The sequence below is a fragment of the Xanthomonas sp. WHRI 7064 genome (assembly GCF_040202355.2).
In the GTDB taxonomy this organism is placed as follows: Bacteria; Pseudomonadota; Gammaproteobacteria; order Xanthomonadales; family Xanthomonadaceae; genus Xanthomonas; species Xanthomonas arboricola.
This window is the reverse complement of record NZ_CP167821.1, coordinates 3,583,265-3,602,161: the sequence shown is the minus strand read 5'-3', so window position 1 is coordinate 3,602,161 and position 18,897 is coordinate 3,583,265. Positions and strand designations below refer to the sequence as shown.

The following is an 18,897-nucleotide window of genomic DNA, read 5'->3' as shown; positions in this document are numbered from 1 at the left end:
ACGATTGGTTTCAGCTGTCGGCTTTTTAACCACGGATCAGGTGTTTTCGTCGGCTACAACCGATTGCGACGGTGCCGCCGGACAGAACATTTAGTGTTTGGACCGGCATCGATTGCAGCGCGCTTGGAGCGAATAACGCCAGTTGCGCGCTTCGCTATTTCCTTGCCCATGGTCAGGAACCTCCTGATTGAGCGGGCTTGCGGCGATGGGCATAGTGGCAGCCATCATCGAGCGAGCACCATGACGGCCACGCATCCTCAACTTATCGGCGCACTTCTCAAGGGCATACGTCGCGCCGAATCCGCGCGTGCAGCCTCGGTTGCTCACCGCGCCGAGCAGATGCGTTTTGGTTACGGCACGCCGGACGATGCGGGCAAGGTGCTGGAGATGTTCGCGCTGGATTCCGAGCAGATTCGCGAGCTGGGGCTGGTGGGGGTGGAAGAGCTGGGCGAGGCGGTCTGCCATGCCTGGTCCATCAATGCCGGCGAGCTGGATCGGGTGGTGCAGTGGTTTTCGGCGCCCAGGGTTGAGTTTGTCGGCAAGCACTGCGGTGAGCTGATCCGGGCCGGGCGCATCGGGCCGGTGCTGACCATGGCCCGCGAGCATGCCTTGCTGCGCCATCGCTGACCGCAGCCAGACTCGGGCGCGTCCTGCCGCTTTACGCTAGCCGGCGCAACGGCAATACTCGCTGACCCGTCCAACCTTAGTTTTGCCAATGCGCCAGGTTCCGCCCGCTTCACCCTCTGCCGCCGCCAAAGCCCAATTGCTGGAAGAGCTGCGCAAGCTCGAGCAGGAAGAAGCCCAGCTGAAGTATGCCCAGACGCTGGAAGCCTTCGACCAGGTGGTCGAGGTGCTGACCCAGTTCGGCAGCCGCTTCAATGCCAAGCAGAAGTCCCAGATCGCGTCACTGGCGATGACAGGCAAATCCAAGGGGCCGTTGTCGTCAACGGGCGAAGTGGTGGCCAAATACTGGATTCCCCATTCCGGCGAGACTTGGTCCGGGCGTGGTCGCACGCCGCGTGCGTTCAAGGCCTGGGAAGGCACCAGCTCCTACAAGGAATGGAAGGCCAATCATCCCGACAAGCGATTCCCGCTGTATCCGGGCTGAGTTTTTGCGTATTCAAGGTCTTGCTGGGGCGCGTTAGCGTTTAGCGATTCACGGCCGTCGCGCACTTTGGTGTTATCGCCGTCATTGCTGCAGTGCATTCGATGCGCTGCCGGATCGTGCAATCAAAGCTGGATGTGAGCATGTTCTCCGATGTCGCCGTGCTCTAGGCCGGAGACGGAGAATCGCGCGTCCAGCTTGCTGTGGCGATGTGATTGTTTAAGCACAGTGCGTCGCGATTGACCGGCGGGTTTTTCGATAGATGTACTCGAAATGCGCGATTACCGGGTGCGGCTGTTTCAGCTTTTGTTAGTTGATCGACTATCGATAAAGACGAGTGATAAGCCGATAGGTTTTGCCCTAATCCGCATCGCCACGCGTGTTACTAGATACCAAGCCGCTGCTTCAAGTTCTTTAGCAAGCAAAGTCATTGGAGCTCTATCTGCGATTGCGGCACACCAGCAGCGATTCTGCTTGCCCCGCGCTCGACGCAGAGTCTGGGTGTCACCGGCAGGGTTGTAACCGTACATGCACTGCTGCACCGGCATCCATGAATCGATAGCGCAGATCCTGTTCAAGCCGTAGCCCCCGCGCTTTTTTTGAAGCAATAAAAAACTCGCGGCCTACCGGATTTCCGGCAGGCCGCGAGTTCGTGTTACCGCATCAGTATTACTGGTCGTTCTTGCACTCGAACACCGATACGCTGCGCGGCGGGGCCAGGAATTCGCTGGCGCCGGCCGGCATCATGTCCACTTCCAGCGCTTCGTCGGTCGAGAGCGCCAGCTTCCAGTGCACCGGTTCGTCGGCCGAGGGCAGGGTGAAGGTCACGCCTTCGTGGTAGGCATTGATGACGATCAACAAGGTGGCGTCGTTGGCCAGCTCCTTGACGCCGGAGGTCTGGGCCTTGCCTTCCAGCAGCAGTCCCACCGAGCGCGCGCCGGCATCGGTCCAGTGCGCGTCGTCCATTTCGGTGCCACCCGGATTGAGCCAGGTGAGATCGCGCAGGCCCGCTTCTTCGTTGTACTGGCCGTTGAGAAAGCGGCCGCGGGACAGGATCGGATAGCGCTTGCGCAACTGCGTCAGTGCCTTGACGAAGTCGGTCAGGCGGCCATCGGTCGGGTCGTTTTCCCAGTCCAGCCAGGTGATCTCGTTGTCCTGGCAATAGGTGTTGTTGTTGCCACCCTGCGACTGTGCCCGCTCGTCACCTGCAAGCATCATCGGCGTCCCTTGCGAGAGCAGCAGCGTGGCGAGCAGGTTCTTCATCTGCCGCTCGCGAATCTGCAGCACCTCTGCATTATCGGTGTCGCCTTCCTCGCCGTAGTTGCAGGAACCGTCGTTGGACGAACCGTCGCGGTTTTCCTCGCCATTGGCGATGTTGTGCTTTTCGTTGTAGCTCACCAGGTCGCGCAGCGTGAATCCATCGTGCGCGGTGATGAAATTGACCGATGCCCACGGGCGGCGACCGCGACGATCGAACAGATCGGCCGAGCCGGTGAAGCGGGTGGCGAACTCGGCAAGCTTGCCATCCTCGCCCTTCCAGAACTCGCGCGCGTTGTCGCGGAACTTGTCGTTCCATTCCGACCAGCCCGGTGGGAAGTGACCGACTTGGTAGCCGCCGGGACCGCAGTCCCAGGGTTCGGCAATCAGCTTGACCTCCGACAGCAACGGATCCTGGTTGCAGGCATCCAGGAAACCGCCGCGCTGGTCGAAACCACTCGGCTCGCGCCCCAGGATCGTGGCCAGGTCGAAGCGGAAGCCGTCCACATGCATTTCGCCGGCCCAGTAGCGCAGCGAATCGTTGACGAACTGGATCACCCGCGAGTTGCTCAGGTTGAGCGTGTTGCCGGTGCCGGTATCGTTGATGTAGTAACGCTTGTCTTCGGCAAGGCGATAGTAGCTGGCGTTGTCGATGCCCTTGAACGACAGCGTCGGGCCCAACTCGCTGCCTTCGGCGGTGTGGTTGTAGACCACGTCCAGGATCACTTCCAGGCCCTGCTTGTGCATGGCCTTGACCATGTCGCGGAACTCATCGCGATGTCCGCTGGACAGGTAGCGCGACTTCAGCGCGAAGAAGCCGATGGTGTTATAGCCCCAGTAATTGCGCAGGTCCTTGTCCAGCAGGTGCTGATCGTCCAGATACGCATGCACCGGCAACAGCTCCACTGCGGTGATGCCCAGGTCCTTGATGTATTGCAGTACCTGCGGCTGCGCTAGGCCGGCAAAGGTGCCGCGTACGGCCTCCGGGACCTGCGGGTTGCGCATGGTGTAGCCACGCACATGGGTCTCGTAGATCACCGTCTCGTTCCACGGCGTGAGCAGGCGCGCGTCGTCTTCCCAGTCGTAGGTGTCTTCGACCACCACACACTTGGGCATGAACGGCGCACTGTCGCGCTCGTCGAAGCTCAGATCGCCATCCGGGTGACCCACGGTGTAGCCGTAAAGTTCGTCTGCCCAGATCAGGTCGCCATCCATCTCGCGTGCATACGGGTCCATCAACAGCTTGTTGTGGTTGAAGCGGTGGCCTTCGGTGGGCTCATACGGGCCATGCACGCGGTAGCCGTAGCGCTGGCCGGGTTTGACGTCAGGCAGATAGCCGTGCCAGATCTCGTTGGTGTATTCCGGAAGATCCACCCGCACTTCGGCGCCCTGTTCGTCGAACAGGCACAGCTCCACGCGCGTGGCATGCGCGGAAAACAACGCAAAATTGGTGCCCTGACCATCGAAGACGGCACCGCGCGGGAACGGGCGTCCTTGGCGGATGCGGGAGGGGTTGGCGTAAGCCGCGCTTGCTGGACGTCGCATTGAGAGTCTCGGGTGCGCCGGCATGCCGGCATTGAGGGAACTCAAGCATTGCGGGTTGCGCTGTGCAAACTGCGTCACGACGACACGGGGGCGGCGTGAGGACGGTTGATGCGGGGCTCGGCGGCCGGTCACTTCGACCGCGGTGACGGAAGCGAGCATGTTGACGCGGATGAGTTGAGGCGTTGAGTCGAGCACGTCTGCTGCGTTGTCTGCGCGACTGTCGCCGGGCAAACCGGCGCCGTGCATCACCTGTGTCGAGGTGCGTCCACGCGCGCGCTTGAGCGCCGCGCAGCCGCCCTGCTAGCATCCAGGCAGTCGCAGCCACGCCGCGCATGCAGTGTTACAGCTGCCTTGCTGCGTCACTTCCACCTCCCATTCTCGGGGCCGTCGCACACCCGTCGAACGCAACGTGCAGGGCAGGGATGCTGCCCGCGCGTGCAATCGACCGGCAGACCTACGGACTTGGGTCACTCCGTCATCAGACTCCGACCATGTCCAGGCCGCGCCGTACACCTGCCGCGATGAAAATCGCCATTCTTTCTCGCAACAGCAAGTTGTATTCGACTCGGCGGCTCATCGAGGCCGGGCGCAAGCGTGGCCACACCGTGCGCATCCTCGACCCGCTGCGCTGCTACATGCGCATCGCCGCCGACGGTTTCAGCCTGCACTACAAGGGCAAGCCGATCACCGGATTCGATGCGGTGATCCCACGCATCGGCGCCTCGGTCACGCGCTATGCCACCGCCGTGTTGCGCCAGCTCGAATTCATGGGCACCTACACGCCCAACCCGTCCGACGCCATCCTGCGCTCGCGCGACAAGTTGCGCGCGCATCAGCTGCTGGCCGCGCAAGGCATCGACATGCCGGTGACCGTGTTCGGCGACAACCCGGACGACACCCAGGATCTGCTGTCGATGCTGGGCCCGCCGCCGCATGTGGTGAAGTTGAACGAGGGCGCGCAGGGCGCCGGGGTGATTCTCACCGAGAAAGCCAGCGCCTCGCGCGGCGTGGTCGAGGCACTGCGCGGGCTGTACGCCAACTTCATCGTGCAGGAATTCATCGGCGAGGCCGAGGGCGCGGACCTGCGCTGCTTTGTGGTCGGCGACCGGGTCGTTGCCGCGATGCGCCGGCAGGCGGCCGAGGGCGACTTTCGTTCCAACCTGCATCTGGGCGGCAGCGCTGCGGTGGCCCAGGCCACCGAGCAGGAACAGGAGGTCGCGGTACGTTCGGCGCGCGCGCTGGGCCTGGCCGTGGCCGGCGTGGACCTGATCCGTTCCAGTCGCGGGCCATTGGTGCTCGAGGTCAATTCGACCCCTGGACTGGAGGGCGTGGAAGGGGTCTGCGAGGTGGACGTGGCGGCGGCGATCATCCAGCACCTGGAGCAGTCGATCCGCTAATCGGGCCAACAGCTTTGTTAGCGAAAATTTAACGAAAATCTAATCCTTTCCTCGCTAGCCTCACCCGACCGTAGCTCCGCTCTCGGCAGTGACGGTGATCGGGATGAACTTTTGGCCCAAGTGCGTTGTCGCACTTGGGCCTTTTTATGTGGCGGCTTGCTGCCCCCAGGCTTCGCGTCTACATTCGCTGATGTTAAATCGCTCAGGCACACAAGGAGGCGTCGGCATGGCAAGGCAAGTCAGCACCGCAATGCTCAGCGTGATCGGTTTCCTGATCAGCCCTGCCCGCGCGATAGCGGGTGATGTCGGCACCCCGTCCAAGCCATCGGCAAAGCAGATGTGGAGCGATATGCACAAAGGCGCGAAGCACTCCGAGATCAGTCAGGGTGAGAGCGCTAAGGTGACAGCAGCACTTGATTGCAGCGAAGCCACGTTGGAGGCGCAGCCGGATGTCACCGTGCTGCAGCTGGGCCAGCGCGCAGCGTTGCATAACGATCAGGAGTCCGTCACCCAGATTTTGACCAAGGCAAGCGAAGATGGCTGGCTAGTTGCCGGCGCGCGCGTGCACTTAGTCCGCAGATGAGTATCAGACAGGGTATGACAGCCGCCGAGCGCCGCCGTCAGACGACTGCGAGTCAAGACAACATTTCTCGGCGCCAGCGCTAAAAAACAGCTTAACCAATGAGGTTCCAGTGCGAATTCTAGTAATCGAAGACAACAGCGATATCGCCGCCAATCTGGGCGACTATCTCGAAGACCGCGGCCACACGGTGGACTTTGCCGCCGACGGCGTGACCGGCCTCCACCTGGCCGTGGTGCACGAGTTCGACGCCATCGTGCTCGACCTCAACCTGCCCGGCATGGATGGCATCGAGGTGTGTCGCAAGCTGCGCAACGAAGCGCGCAAGCAGACACCGGTGCTGATGCTCACCGCACGCGATTCGCTGGACAACAAGCTGGCCGGTTTCGACTCCGGCGCGGACGACTACCTGATCAAGCCGTTTGCGCTGCAGGAAGTGGAAGTGCGGCTCAACGCGTTGTCGCGTCGTGGCAAGGGCGTGCACACCCGCGTGCTGGAAACCGGCGATCTGGAATACAACCTGGACACGCTGGAAGTGCGTCGCCGCGGCAAGCTGCTGCAGCTTAACCCCACTGCATTGAAGATCCTGCAGTCGCTGATGGAAGCCTCGCCGGCCGTGGTCACCCGCCAGGAACTGGAAACTCGCGTCTGGGGCGAAGAACTGCCGGATTCGGACTCGCTGCGCGTGCATATCCACGGCCTGCGTGCGGTGGTCGACAAGCCTTTCGATGTGCCGATGATCCAGACCCGTCACGGCATCGGCTATCGCATCGCCTCGCCCGATGCCTGAAAGCAATAACGGCGCGCGGCCCGCCCGCAGGCGCGGCCGCTATCGGCGGCGCCTGCGCAGCCGCATCATCCTGTCGTTCGTGCTGTTGGGCTTCTGCCTGACCACGCTGTTCGCCTTCGCCACCAACTGGGCGCGCTCGCGCGTGGAAAACCAGTTGGTGGAAGACGTGATGAACCGCAATATCGACGCCTTTGCGCAGCGCTTCTATTCTGACCCGCTGCGTAACCCCGACCTGCCGGTGCAGCAGATGCGCGGGCGGGTGGTCAAAAGCGACAAGTTCGAAGCGCTGCGGCTGGAACAGCCGGAGTGGTACCAGTTTCCGGACGGCATCCACACCATCTCCGGCGTGGACGAAAACGGCAACGCGTATTCGTACAAGCTGGCGGTTCGTAAGACACCCAGCGAGTGGTTCTTCCTCGCCTACGACATGACCCAGACCATCAAGGGTGAGATCCAACTCAAGCGCACCTTGATGCTCTCGGTGCTTGTGTTCAGCGGTTTCTCGCTGCTGATTGGCTGGTGGTCGGCGTCCAAGGTCATGCGCCCGGTGTCGGACCTGGCCGCACGCCTGCGCGCCTATCGCGGCGGCACCAGCGAACCCAAGCCGCTGGCCGCGCACTTCCCCGACGATGAAGTGGGCCAGCTGGCCGAAGCGCTGGACGATTACTCTGCCCGCCTCACCGAGGTGGTGCAGCGCGACCGCGAATTCAACGCCGACGTCAGCCACGAACTGCGCACGCCGCTGGCGGTGATCCGCGGCGCCACCGAACTGCTGCTCACCAAGCCCAATCTCGACGAAAAGATGCTGCAGCGCCTGCAGCGCATCCAGCGCGCCGAACTGCAGTGCAGCGACCTGATCGGCTCGCTGCTGCTGCTCTCGCGCAACGAACGCGGGCAGGGCAGCAGCAACGTCGCCAAGGTGGCTGAACAACTGATCGACGCGCACCGCGCCCAGCTGGGCGGCAAGCAGCTGGAGCTGCTGCTGGAAGGCGAGCGCGACCTGGTCATTGACGCGCCCGAATCCGCTCTGTCGGTGGCGCTGGGCAACCTGATCGGCAATGCGGTCAAGTACACCCAGGACGGCCAGGTGCGCGTGCGCGTGCTTGGCGATGCGGTGGAAGTGATCGACTCCGGCCCCGGCCTGAGCGAAGAAGACGCCGCCAAACTGTTCCAGCGCGGCTACCGCGGCACCCACGCTGGCCACTCGCAAGGCGGCGGCATCGGCCTGTCGATCGTCAGCCGGCTGTGCGACCTCTACGGCTGGCGCGTCAGCGTGCGCCCAGGCCAGCAGCGCGGCGTCATCGCAACACTAGCCTTCCATCGCTAACCACCACCCGCACTCCCGTAGGAGCGCACCCGGGCGCGACAGCCTTACCCATGACGCCCCCACCGCCGGGGGCTTGCAGACAACAACCGCACCCAAAACCCAGCTCAGCGCTCTACAACCGTCACCACCAACTCACCCTCGCGCGCAGTGATCTGCAGCTTGCACCCAACCGCAAACCCCAACTGCTCCAGCCACAGCCCGCGCAAGCGCTCGCTGGGAATGCGCTGGCTGTGCGGCAGGCCGGGTTCTGCATTGTAGTAAGGGAGTAATGGATGCCGCGCCTCGTGTGCTAGCGCTCTCGCTGGCGGTAATGGCAGTCGACTGGCCATGGCAGTATTTTGGTTGCGCAGCCGTAGATGTCAGCGCCCGATTCTATGTGTTTGTAAAATTGCCCTGTAGCTCGCATCCAGGCTTCGCGCTTGTTGCGCCAGTTGGTCCGTGTCGCCTTCGTTGCTCACTACGTCATCGGCAATGGCCAATCGTTGTTCGCGAGACGCTTGCGCGGCAATCATCTGATCGGCAAGAACCGATGTGCTCCCGTCGCGTTGCATCAGGCGAGCATGTTGGAGCGACACCGGCACATCGACGACAACAATGCGGTCTAGCCAGGCATAGGTTGCTCGTCCACCCGCTTCGGTCAGCAGGGGGATGGCGACGACCGTATAAGAACCCAAGGCTTCCTGCGCGGCGCGCTGCAGTTCTGCGCGAATGGCCGGGTGGGTGATCGCTTCCAGCGCTTTCCGTTGGGCTGGATCGGCGAAGACGATCTTGCGCAGCGCTTGGCGGTCCAGCGTGCCACCCGGTAGCAGGATGTCCGGGCCAAACCGTTCTACGATCGCATCAAGAATGGGGCCGGGCGCCACCACATGCCGTGCAACAATATCCGCATCGATGACCGGCACACCAAGCTTCTCGAACTCGGCGGCCAGGGCACTCTTGCCGGAGGCGATGCCGCCAGTGAGGCCGACGATGAAGTCGCTCATCGTCGTGCCCCGGTCAACGCAGGCCTGCGAAGTGCAGGTAGCCGTCCACCAGGTCGTTGCCCCAGAAGAACACCACCCAGCCGGCGATGGCCAAGTAGGGGCCGAACGGGATCGGGGTGGCGCGGTCGCGGCCCTTGGCCACCAGCCAGATCGAGCCGAGGATGGCGCCGACCAGCGAGGAGATCAGGATGATCGGCAGGATGCCTTTCAGCCCGCACCACGCGCCCAGCGCGGCCAATAGCTTGAAGTCGCCGTGGCCCATGCCCTCCTTGCCGGTGAGCTGCTTGAACAGCCACCACACCGTCCACAGCGAGACATAGCCGACCGCCGCGCCCAGCAGGGCGGGCTTGGCCGGCATGTAGAGGTTGTCCATCGAGCCGACCAGGCCCAGCCACATCAGCGGCAAGGTCAGCTGGTCCGGCAGCAGCTTGTGGCGCAGGTCGATGCCGGACATCGCCACCAGGAAGCAGCTCAGCACGATCGCGCCGAAGCCCTGCCAGCCGAAGCCGAAGCGCCAGACGCTGGCCACACACAGGATCGAGGTCAACAGCTCCACCAACGGGTACTGGATGGAGATCGGCTTGCCGCTGTAGCGCGACTTGCCGCGCAGCATCAGCCAGCTGAAAAGCGGGATGTTCTCCCACCACTTGAGCTTGTCGCCGGTGACCGGGTCGTGCGAGGGCTCCACCACAATCCCCGGCGGCGGCGGCTCATAGATGTCCGGCAGCTCCAGGATCTCGCGCGCATCGCGCCGCCACTGCCACTCCATGCGCTTGGGCAAGCGCAGGATCACCACGTTCAGGAAGCTGCCGATCAGCAGTCCCAGTCCGGCCGCGGCGGGAAAGCCGAGACCGGGATGCTGGTCGAGAAATGCCATTACGTCTTATCCAACTACCGAAGCGAGCTTAAAGATGGGCAGGTACATGCCGATGACCATGCCGCCGACGATGGTACCAATGAATACCATGATGATGGGTTCTAGCAAGCTGCTCAATGCATCGACAGCATTGTTGACTTCTTGTTCGAAGTATTCGGCTACCTTGAATAGCATCGCATCCAATGCGCCGGCCTCCTCACCGATTGAAGTCATCTGTACAACCATATGCGGGAACAGATTGACCTGTTTCATTGCCACGTTGACTGGATAGCCGACTGAAACGTCGTCGCGCATACGTAACACAGCCTTCTCATAGACCGAATTGCCTGTCGCACCTGCAACGATGCTCAGCGCCTCTACCAAGGGCACGCCAGCCTTGAATGTCACCGCCGTCGTACGGGCAAATCGGGCTATCGAGCTGTTATGCATTATTTGGCCTAGGACGGGGGGCTTCAAGATCAGGCGGTCCATGCCGTGTTGCATACCAGGCGAGCGTTTATAAGCGAATATAAAGCCAGTGATACTTCCTACTAATACAATCAAAAGGAGCCACCACCACGCAACCATGAATCGCGAAGCGTTGACGATCATCTGTGTAAATGCAGGAAGCTCCGCGCCAAAACCTTTGAAAACGTCTTCAAATTGGGGTACCACCCAAACAAGGAGGATGGAGCTGACAATCAGTGCGACGGCCATCACCATTGCCGGGTAGAACATCGCTTTTTTGATCTTGCCCTTAAGTGCTTCGATGTTTTCTTTGTAATTCGCCACCGTATCAAGAACGGTCTCAAGTACGCCCGCGCCTTCGCCTGCACGGACGAGATTTCGGTAGAGCTCGTCAAATTGCACGGGATGCTTGCTAATTGCTTCATGCAACGAGGAGCCCCCCTCAATATCCGTGCGGATCTGCCCAACCATGTTCCGCATACGGGGGTTCTTGTGGCCACTGCCAATAATTTCGAGGGCACCCACAATTGGGACGCCTGACTTCATCATCGTCGCCATTTGACGGCTGAAAAAAGCGATATCTTTAGGTGTGACCGTCTTGCCCGCCGCGCCGAATAACGGCTTGGGTTTGACCTTCACTACCGTTGGCGTGATGCCTTGGCGACGCAATTCTGCGCGCAGCAAGTTAGCACTCTTGGAGGTCTGTTCCCCCTTCATCTTGACGCCGCGCTTGTCCTTACCCTCCCAGATGAATTGCAACTGCTGGTCGATTGAGCGGGACACGGCCTCTTTCTTGATTGCGCTACGTATTGCTGACATTAGCTCTGCTCCCCGTCCAGCCATCCCCAGGTGGACACTGTCTCATCTTATCTGGTTCTAAGGCGTATGACACTCGTTCGAACAGGAGCGTTGCACGCATATCGGTACTCAAACAATGTGACGCGCAGAGTCACTTTCTGGCCTTGTCCGACAGAGGGTTAGCCCTGTCGCAGATATCACTTTTCACCATGTGCCCTACGGCGCTACGCAGATAGACTTGCTACCGGGGAGGCAGGTCATTGTTCATGAAGTTGGCACGTAATCTGCTTGTATCACCCGCACGGGGCGCTCTGCGCCGCCGAGGCGCTCAAGGGGATCAGTAGCCTTGAGAGCTGAGTGTCCGTCAACCTACTCAACTTATCTCTAGGGGATTCACAATGAAGAAGCAGCAGGGCTTTACCCTGATCGAATTGATGATCGTTATTGCGATCATCGCCATCCTGGCCGCTATTGCACTGCCCATGTACCGTGATTATGTGGCCAAGTCCCAGCTCACAGCTGCGCTTGCTGAAGTTAGCCCGGCCAAGACTATGCTGGAAGCCAAGCTCCAGGAAGATAGTACCTATGTTCCTGCAAACGCGCAGGACGTTGGCCTTCAGACCACATCCCCGCGCTGCACCACTTTTGGTGCGACCGCGACTACCCTTACGTGCGGCACCATTAAGGGTAACGATATCGTTGCCGGTGCGACTTTGACGTTGACTCGTACTGCAGGTGTTTGGACTTGCGCTATCACTGGCGGCAGCGTGGCTGCTAAGCACAAGCCGACTGGCTGCAGCTGATCGTTGTAAGCTTTGAGTGTTGAAAAGGCCCTGTATGGGCCTTTTCTTTTATCAGCATGCAACTGCTGTCGGGGTATGTGCGGCGCAAGCTTTTTGTGTTTGTTGCCGGGTTTCTCTGAATTGGTAGGGTTTTTGGCTTGGGGAGTGTGTTGTACATTTATATCCCCGCTTTCGGAGCGACAAGATGAACGTAGTCATTGCCAATCTGGTCGGCATTACCGGCATTGCTCGTCGGCTTGTCCAAGACGGGGCTTTAGATGAGTCAGCGGCAAGGCTGGCGATGGATCAGGCTAGCGCTGCCAAGGTGCCTCTGCCCCAATGGTTTGCTGAGAAAAAATTGGTAACCGCGTCTCAACTTGCCGCCGCTAACGCGGTCGAATTCGGTATGCCACTGATGGACGTGTCGGTCTTCGACGCCAATCAGAACGCGGTCAAACTGGTCAGTGAGGAGTTGCTCCAGAAGTACCAGGTGCTGCCGCTGTTCAAGCGCGGCAACCGGTTGTTCGTGGGGGTGAGCAGCCCGACCCAGACCAGGGCGCTGGACGACATCAAGTTTCATACCAATTTGGTGGTCGAGCCGATCCTGGTTGACGAGGACCAGATCCGTCGTACCTTGGAGCAGTGGCAGGCCAGCAACGCATCGTTGGGCTCGTCGCTCGGGGACGATGATGAGGGGATGGGCGACCTGGACGTGTCGGCCGGGGACGAGGACATGGGCGCCGGCGGGGATTCCGGGGTCGATGCCAAGGGCGACGACACGCCGGTAGTGAAGTTCGTCAACAAGGTGCTGGTGGATGCGATCCGGCGGGGAGCCTCCGACATCCATTTCGAGCCCTATGAAGACGACTACCGGGTGCGGCTGCGGATCGATGGACTGCTGAAGAACGTGGCCAAGGCGCCGGTGAAGTTGAGCCAGCGTATCGCGGCACGCCTGAAGGTGATGTCGCAGCTGGATATTGCCGAGAAGCGGGTGCCGCAGGACGGGCGCATCAAGCTCAACCTGTCCAAGACCAAGCAGATCGACTTCCGCGTGAGCACCTTGCCGACATTGTTCGGCGAAAAGGTAGTGTTGCGTATCCTGGACGGCAGCGCGGCCAAGCTGGGCATCGAGAAGCTGGGCTACGAGGCGGACCAGCAGAAGCTGTTCCTGGAGGCGATCCACAAGCCCTACGGCATGGTGCTGGTGACCGGGCCGACCGGTTCGGGCAAGACGGTGTCGCTGTACACTGCACTGGGCATCCTCAACGACGAGACGCGCAACATCTCCACCGCCGAGGACCCGGTGGAAATCCGGTTGCCCGGCGTCAATCAGGTGCAGCAGAACAACAAGCGCGGCATGACCTTCGCCGCCGCGCTACGCTCGTTTCTGCGCCAGGATCCGGACATCATCATGGTCGGCGAAATCCGCGACCTGGAGACGGCCGAGATTGCGATCAAGGCGGCGCAGACCGGTCATATGGTGCTGTCCACGCTGCATACCAACGATGCGCCGCAGACCATCGCGCGTTTGATGAACATGGGCATCGCGCCGTACAACATCACCTCGTCGGTGACCCTGGTGATCGCGCAGCGTCTGGCGCGGCGCCTGTGCAACAACTGCAAGCGCAAATCGACCTTGCCCGAGCATGCGTTGCTGGCCGAAGGCTTCACGCCGGCACAGATCGCTGCCGGTATCGAGTTGTATGAGGCGGTCGGTTGCGACGAGTGCACCGAAGGCTACAAGGGCCGTACCGGTATCTACCAGGTGATGCCGATGACCGACGAGATCGGCGCGATCGTGCTGGAAGGCGGTAACGCGATGCAGATTGCCGAGGCGGCACAGAGTATCGGCATCCGCGACCTGCGCCAGTCGGCGTTGGTCAAGGCCGCGCACGGGGTGACCAGCTTGGCCGAGATCAACCGGGTGACGAAGGACTGAGTGCTGGGATTTGGGGATTCGGGATTGGGGATTCGCAAGAGCCCCCGACCGGCGGGCTGGGCAGCTGTCTGTCTTGGATCGTTACTGGCGACCTGCATCAGGTGGACTGGATGAAGGTCGCGCGGGTGATCAGCCTGGCCGAGATCAATCGGGTGACCAAGGACTAAGGGCTGGGAATCGGGAGATTGGGGAGTCGGAAAAGCTGGCTACGGCGGTAATCCTTTCACCCAAGCTTTTGCTCACCGGTTTTGGCGAGACTGGGCAACGTTGCGAAGCAGTAATAAGAAAGGGCGCTTCCTCGTAAGAGGGGCGCCCTTCTTATTGGTGAACAGCATAAGGCTATGAATGCCGTCTTCTAGGGTCATGTAGACGTAGAGGTCAGAACGGAGCATTCAGAACGAACGCAGCCAACTCGCGTCTTTACGAATCCCCAATCCCCAATCCCGACTCCCGGCCTTTTTACTCCATCCCCAACTTCTTCAACTTGTAACGCAACGCCCGAAACGTGATGCCCAGCTGCGCGGCGGTCTTGGTCTTGTTCCAGCGGTTTTCTTCCAGCGCCTTCTGGATCGCGGCGCGTTCCAGTTGCTCGATGTAGGAGGGCAGGGCGGCCGAGGCGGGGTCGATGTCGACCACTGCTTCGCGGGGTTCGACGGCGGCGCTGCCGGGGGTGGCGGCGAGGCGATGGCCGCCGTGGGCGGGCAGGCGCAGGTCGGTGGCGCTGATCTGGTCGTCTTCGGCCAGGGCCAGGGCGCGTTCTAGTATGTTTTCCAGCTCGCGCACATTGCCCGGGAAGCCGTACTGGTCCAGCGCGTCGAGCGCGGACTGGGTCAGCAGCGGAATCGGCCGGCCGTGGCTATGTGCCAGGCGCGCGATGATGGCCGCGGCCAGTTGCGGCAGGTCGCCGCCGCGTTCGCGCAGCGGCGGCACGCGCAGTTCGATGACGTTGATGCGGTAGTACAGGTCGTGGCGGAAACGGCCGTCGGAGACCAGGTCGCCCAGGTTCTTGTGGGTGGCCGAGAGGATGCGCACGTCCACCAGCGACTCGCTGGACGCGCCCACCGGGCGCACTGATTTTTCCTGGATCGCGCGCAACAGCTTGACCTGCATCTGCAGCGGCAATTCGGCCACTTCGTCCAGAAACAGCGTGCCGCCATGCGCGGCCTGGAACAGGCCGGGCTTGTCGGCATGCGCGCCGGTGAAGCTGCCCTTCTTGTGGCCGAAGAACTCGCTTTCCATCAGCTCGGCGGGAATGGCGCCGCAGTTGACCGGCACGAACGGGCCGGCCGCGCGTGCGCCCTGTTCGTGGATGGTGCGCGCGACCAGCTCCTTGCCCACGCCCGATTCGCCGACGATGTAGACCGGCGCCTGGCTACGCGCGACCTTGCCGATGGTGGCGCGCAGGCTTTCCATCGCACTGGAATCGCCCAGCAGGCGGCTGGCCTGTTCCGGCGGTGGCGGTGGCGGGGCCGGGCGGTCGCGGTTATTCAATTCCAGCGCATGCTTGACCAGGCCACGCAGTACGCTGATGTCCACCGGCTTGCTGACGAAGTCGAAGGCGCCGGCCTTCAAAGCTTCCACCGCCAGGTCCATGCTGCCGAACGCGGTGATCATCGCCACCGGGGTCTGCGGATAGTGCTTGGCGATTTCGGTAACCAGCTCGATGCCGTTGCCGTCAGGCAACCGCATGTCGGTCAGGCACAGGTCGTAGGGATTGTTGGCCAGCAGCTCGCGCGCTTCGGCCAGGTTGGCGGCGGTGCTGATGCGCAGGCCCATCCTGCCCAGGGTGAGAACAAGCAGTTCGCGAATGTCACGCTCGTCATCGACAACCAGGGCACTTTTCGGTTCGTTCATGTGGCGCACGATAGCCCACGGCGATGACCGTCGACAATTGCCGGTCGGGTCCGGGCGTAACGATTCACGTGATCACACGATGGTGCGCGGGCGCAGCACGGTGCGCAGCGGCTGGCCGCACGGGCACGATCGCGGCGCCAGCGCAGGCCGCAGCGCCATTGGCTTGCTGCTGGCGTGGCGCAACACTCCCGCTCATTTCCCGAGCAGGCTATTGGGCCCCTGCAACAGGATCCGGAAACAGGCGCCACCGCCCGGCACCGACACGTAGTCCAGTTGCGCCTGGTTGGCGCGGCACAGCTCCTGGGCGATATACAGGCCCAGCCCGGTGCCGTGCTCGGAGGTGGTGTAGAACGGGCGGAACAATTGCGCGGCCACCGTCTCCGGGATGCCGGGGCCGCGGTCGACAACGTCGATCACCGCCATGCGCTCCATGCGCTCCACGCGCAGTTTCACCCGCGCCGGTTCGTCCATGACCCGGCCGTACTTGAGCGCGTTGTGCACCAGCGCGGTCAGGATCTGGTGCAGGTGCTTGGGGTCGATCAAGGCATGCACGGCATTGCCCTGGATGCTGGCCTCAAGGATGTCGGTCTCCATCGACAGGGTCTGCCGGTACTCGACCACGAAGCGGCGCACGAAGGCGGCCAGATCCAGGTTGTCCGGGCTTGCGCGCTCGCGGCGGGCCAGCGCGAGCACGCTCTCGACAATGCCGTTGGTGCGCTGGCATTGCTGGTGGATGATCTGCAGCAGGCGGCGGTCGGCATCGCCGATGTCCGGGGATTCTTCCAGCAGCTGCGAGGCGTAGCTGATCGCGGCCAGCGGGTTGCGGATCTCGTGCGCCAGGCTGGCCGAAAAGCGCCCCATCGCCGACAGGGTGAGCGATTCGGCGCGCCGCGACACCACGCTGGCATCGTCCAGAAACACCAGCACCAGGTCGCTGTCGGCGAGCAGCCGCACGAAGCGCGGCTGCACTTCCGGGCGATCGGCGCCCAGTTGCAGCGGTGCCTCTTCCTCGCGCCAGCCGCTGCGCCAGCGCTGCAGGCGGCGCGAAAGTTCGGGCGTGAGCGCCGCCAACGAGAGGTCGACCGGGGCGTTGCGCTGGTCGCCGTCGCCGAGCAGCGCCAGCGCCGCCTCGTTGGCCAGGGTGATGCGGTTGTGCGTATCGACCACCAGCACGCCGGTGCGCATGCGGCGGATGATCAGTTCGTTGATCTCGTAGAGGTTGGCGACCTGCGCGCCGCGTTCTTCGGCCAGTACCTGGTTGCGGCGCGCACGCGAGCCGATCTGTTCGCAGATGAAGGCCACCGCGACGTAGCTAGTGGCGAACATCGCCAGCTCCGCGACCGGGCGGGCGGCGCCGCCACCTTCGAGCAGGGTCCACAGGTATTCCAGCACGATGGCGCCGCTGGCGAGTACCGCGATGCTCATGCCGTAACGCAGGCGCAGCAGGATCGAGGCAGCTGCGACATTGAACAGCAGCATCATCGCGATGCCGGCGCTGGCGCCGGGCAGCGCATGCGTGGCCAGGGTCGCCGCGGCGATGTCGGCCAGCACCGAACAGAACACGGTGGTGGTCAGCCGGCGCTCGCTGCGGCCCCAGAACAGCAGCGGGATCGCCACCGACAGATAGCCGATCGCCACGCCGGCCGCCAGGCGCGGGTAACGCGGCTCCGGGATCGCGTCGGACAGGGGGCTGAACACCAGGGCGGCGATCAGCCCGGCCACCAGCACCCGGTACAGCGAAAAGAAGTACAGCTCGCGCTGCGGCGCGGACTGGATCCGGTCGATAAGCGATGGGCTGGATGGCAAGCCGATTCCCCGCTGGAGCAAGCCGCGAGTATAGGCAGGTGCGCGGCCCGCGCAGCACTTGCGCACAGTGTCGGGCGGCGTGCAAGCGGTGCAAACGACGGGCCGCGCGCGCCGACTTTTGCGCCGCACGGCGTGGTCGGCCACAATAGGCGGCCCGTTCGCGTCTCTTGACGTGCCGCCCAGGCGGTCTGCGTTGCACGCAGCGGTCGTTTCCTTTTCCCACGGTGACGCATGAATTTCCACGAATACCAGTCAAAACAGCTGCTTGCCGAGTACGGCATCCCCGTTCCGGCCGGCAAGGTCGCGGCGACCCCGGACGAAGCGGTTGAAGTCGCCAATTCCCTGGGCAAGGGCCCCTGGATGGTGAAGGCGCAGATCCACGCGGGCGGTCGCGGTAAGGCTGGCGGCGTCAAGTTCTGCAAGACCACCGACGACGTGAAGGCCGCAGCGGCCAAGATGCTCGGCACCAAGATGTCCACCTACCAGACCGCCGGCGTCGAGCTGCCGATCAACCTGGTGCTGGTGACCACCGCCGGCGAGATCGTCAAGGAGCTGTACCTGTCGATCCTGGTCGACCGCGGCACCAAGACCATCACCTACATCGCCTCCAGCGAGGGTGGCGTGGAGATCGAGCAGGTCGCCGCCGAGACGCCGGAGCTGATCCACTCGCTCAACGTCGATTTCGTCGAAGGCGTGCAGGGCTACCACGGCCGCGATTTCGGCTTCAAGCTCGGCCTGACCGCCAAGCAGGCCGGCCAGTTCGCCAGCATCATGGTGAACCTGTATCGCCTGTTCAACGAAAAGGATCTGGCGCTGGTTGAAATCAACCCGCTGGCGATCCTGGACGACGGCAACCTGTACGCACTGGACGGCAAGTTCGACAGCGACGACAACGCCGCGTTCCGTCAGAAGCAGTTGATCGCCATGCGCGACAAGACGCAGGAAGACGAGACCGAAGTGACCGCGTCGGAGCTGGACATCAACTACGTCACCATGGACGGCAACATCGGCTGCATGGTTAACGGCGCAGGCCTGGCCATGGCCACCATGGACGTGATCAAGCTCAACGGCGGCGAGCCGGCGAACTTCCTAGACGTGGGCGGCGGCGCCAACAAGCAGCGCGTCATCGAGGCATTCAAGCTGATCCTGTCCTCGGACAAGGTCGAAGGCATCTTCGTGAACATCTTCGGCGGCATCGTCCGTTGCGACATGATTGCCGAGGGCATCATCGCCGCGGTCAAGGAAGTGGGCGTCAAGGTCCCGGTCGTGGTGCGCCTGGAAGGCACCAATGTGGAAGAAGGCAAGCAGCTGCTGCGCGACAGCGGCATGGCCATCATCCCGGCCGACAACATCAACGACGGTGCCAAGAAGGTCGTCGAAGCTGTCAAGAACGCCGCCTGATCCACGACA

At 62.4% G+C, this 18,897-nt stretch carries 16 protein-coding genes; 9 read left to right on the top strand and 7 right to left on the bottom strand.

Annotated features, from left to right (window positions below):
- Positions 1-240: 240 nt before the first annotated feature.
- Both ABQY74_RS15410 and ABQY74_RS15405 read left to right on the top strand, forming a co-directional pair.
- Entirely contained in the window at positions 241-627 is a 387-nt protein-coding gene (locus tag ABQY74_RS15410) for a hypothetical protein (protein WP_026064907.1), read from the top strand.
- A gap of 88 nt (positions 628-715) precedes the next feature.
- Entirely contained in the window at positions 716-1,108 is a 393-nt protein-coding gene (locus ABQY74_RS15405; RefSeq protein ID WP_023904915.1) for an H-NS family nucleoid-associated regulatory protein, read from the top strand.
- Between the two features lie 666 nt (positions 1,109-1,774).
- Here ABQY74_RS15405 and glgX read toward each other — a convergent pair.
- Entirely contained in the window at positions 1,775-3,907 is a 2,133-nt protein-coding gene (gene glgX / locus ABQY74_RS15400) for a glycogen debranching protein GlgX (RefSeq protein ID WP_349792125.1), read from the bottom strand.
- A 491-nt stretch (positions 3,908-4,398) separates the two neighbouring features.
- Here glgX and rimK point away from each other — a divergent pair, with 491 nt between their 5' ends.
- From rimK to ABQY74_RS15380, 4 genes are all read left to right on the top strand, one after another.
- Complete coding sequence (rimK, locus tag ABQY74_RS15395; RefSeq protein ID WP_181116269.1) at positions 4,399-5,304, top strand: 30S ribosomal protein S6--L-glutamate ligase; 906 nt, start codon at positions 4,399-4,401, stop codon at positions 5,302-5,304.
- A 226-nt stretch (positions 5,305-5,530) separates the two neighbouring features.
- On the top strand, positions 5,531-5,887 hold the full coding sequence (locus ABQY74_RS15390; protein WP_349792123.1) for a hypothetical protein: 357 nt from the start codon (positions 5,531-5,533) through the stop codon (positions 5,885-5,887).
- A gap of 109 nt (positions 5,888-5,996) precedes the next feature.
- Complete coding sequence (locus ABQY74_RS15385; RefSeq protein WP_006448355.1) at positions 5,997-6,674, top strand: response regulator transcription factor; 678 nt, start codon at positions 5,997-5,999, stop codon at positions 6,672-6,674.
- The gene (locus ABQY74_RS15380) at positions 6,667-8,001 is read left to right on the top strand and encodes a HAMP domain-containing sensor histidine kinase (RefSeq protein WP_016904089.1); all 1,335 of its coding nucleotides are present in this window, start codon (positions 6,667-6,669) and stop codon (positions 7,999-8,001) included. Before ABQY74_RS15385 ends, ABQY74_RS15380 begins: the two co-directional genes overlap by 8 nt.
- Positions 8,002-8,105: 104 nt before the next feature.
- Here the strand turns inward: ABQY74_RS15380 and ABQY74_RS15375 are convergent, their stop codons facing one another.
- From ABQY74_RS15375 to ABQY74_RS15360, 4 genes are all read right to left on the bottom strand, one after another.
- On the bottom strand, positions 8,106-8,240 hold the full coding sequence (locus ABQY74_RS15375; protein ID WP_372470099.1) for a SymE family type I addiction module toxin: 135 nt from the start codon (positions 8,238-8,240) through the stop codon (positions 8,106-8,108).
- Between the two features lie 120 nt (positions 8,241-8,360).
- Positions 8,361-8,984, bottom strand: a complete 624-nt coding sequence (gene coaE / locus ABQY74_RS15370) for a dephospho-CoA kinase (protein WP_349792121.1) — start codon at positions 8,982-8,984, stop codon at positions 8,361-8,363.
- Between the two features lie 13 nt (positions 8,985-8,997).
- Positions 8,998-9,861, bottom strand: coding sequence for an A24 family peptidase (locus ABQY74_RS15365; protein WP_016849610.1), 864 nt, complete (start codon positions 9,859-9,861; stop codon positions 8,998-9,000).
- 6 nt (positions 9,862-9,867) lie between these two features.
- Positions 9,868-11,127, bottom strand: coding sequence for a type II secretion system F family protein (locus ABQY74_RS15360; RefSeq protein WP_349792119.1), 1,260 nt, complete (start codon positions 11,125-11,127; stop codon positions 9,868-9,870).
- 377 nt (positions 11,128-11,504) lie between these two features.
- Here ABQY74_RS15360 and ABQY74_RS15355 point away from each other — a divergent pair, with 377 nt between their 5' ends.
- Positions 11,505-11,909: a pilin gene (locus ABQY74_RS15355; protein ID WP_043088084.1), complete on the top strand. Its 405-nt coding sequence runs from the start codon at positions 11,505-11,507 to the stop codon at positions 11,907-11,909.
- A gap of 184 nt (positions 11,910-12,093) precedes the next feature.
- Positions 12,094-13,827, top strand: coding sequence for a type IV-A pilus assembly ATPase PilB (gene pilB, locus ABQY74_RS15350; protein ID WP_349792116.1), 1,734 nt, complete (start codon positions 12,094-12,096; stop codon positions 13,825-13,827).
- 459 nt (positions 13,828-14,286) lie between these two features.
- Here the strand turns inward: pilB and ABQY74_RS15345 are convergent, their stop codons facing one another.
- Positions 14,287-15,681 (bottom strand): sigma-54 dependent transcriptional regulator, encoded by a 1,395-nt coding sequence (locus tag ABQY74_RS15345; protein ID WP_016901261.1) that lies wholly within the window; start codon positions 15,679-15,681, stop codon positions 14,287-14,289.
- 192 nt (positions 15,682-15,873) lie between these two features.
- Positions 15,874-17,487, bottom strand: coding sequence for a PAS domain-containing sensor histidine kinase (locus tag ABQY74_RS15340; protein WP_016901263.1), 1,614 nt, complete (start codon positions 17,485-17,487; stop codon positions 15,874-15,876).
- Positions 17,488-17,718: 231 nt separating this feature from the next.
- Here ABQY74_RS15340 and sucC point away from each other — a divergent pair, with 231 nt between their 5' ends.
- A complete protein-coding gene (gene sucC, locus ABQY74_RS15335; protein WP_039519379.1) occupies positions 17,719-18,888 on the top strand; it encodes an ADP-forming succinate--CoA ligase subunit beta in 1,170 nt (389 codons plus the stop codon).
- The last annotated feature ends 9 nt before the right edge of the window (positions 18,889-18,897 follow it).

What these genes read in the sequence shown, in the direction of transcription:
- pilB (WP_349792116.1), top strand. Translation starts at nt 12,094, where the DNA reads ATGAACGTAGTCATTGCCAATCTGGTCGGCATTACCGGCATTGCTCGT.
- ABQY74_RS15355 (WP_043088084.1), top strand. Translation starts at nt 11,505, where the DNA reads ATGAAGAAGCAGCAGGGCTTTACCCTGATCGAATTGATGATCGTTATT.
- ABQY74_RS15405 (WP_023904915.1), top strand. Translation starts at nt 716, where the DNA reads ATGCGCCAGGTTCCGCCCGCTTCACCCTCTGCCGCCGCCAAAGCCCAA.
- rimK (WP_181116269.1), top strand. Translation starts at nt 4,399, where the DNA reads ATGTCCAGGCCGCGCCGTACACCTGCCGCGATGAAAATCGCCATTCTT.
- ABQY74_RS15365 (WP_016849610.1), bottom strand. Translation starts at nt 9,861, where the DNA reads ATGGCATTTCTCGACCAGCATCCCGGTCTCGGCTTTCCCGCCGCGGCC.
- glgX (WP_349792125.1), bottom strand. Translation starts at nt 3,907, where the DNA reads ATGCGACGTCCAGCAAGCGCGGCTTACGCCAACCCCTCCCGCATCCGC.
- ABQY74_RS15345 (WP_016901261.1), bottom strand. Translation starts at nt 15,681, where the DNA reads ATGAACGAACCGAAAAGTGCCCTGGTTGTCGATGACGAGCGTGACATT.
- ABQY74_RS15360 (WP_349792119.1), bottom strand. Translation starts at nt 11,127, where the DNA reads ATGTCAGCAATACGTAGCGCAATCAAGAAAGAGGCCGTGTCCCGCTCA.
- ABQY74_RS15390 (WP_349792123.1), top strand. Translation starts at nt 5,531, where the DNA reads ATGGCAAGGCAAGTCAGCACCGCAATGCTCAGCGTGATCGGTTTCCTG.
- ABQY74_RS15410 (WP_026064907.1), top strand. Translation starts at nt 241, where the DNA reads ATGACGGCCACGCATCCTCAACTTATCGGCGCACTTCTCAAGGGCATA.
- coaE (WP_349792121.1), bottom strand. Translation starts at nt 8,984, where the DNA reads ATGAGCGACTTCATCGTCGGCCTCACTGGCGGCATCGCCTCCGGCAAG.
- ABQY74_RS15380 (WP_016904089.1), top strand. Translation starts at nt 6,667, where the DNA reads ATGCCTGAAAGCAATAACGGCGCGCGGCCCGCCCGCAGGCGCGGCCGC.
- sucC (WP_039519379.1), top strand. Translation starts at nt 17,719, where the DNA reads ATGAATTTCCACGAATACCAGTCAAAACAGCTGCTTGCCGAGTACGGC.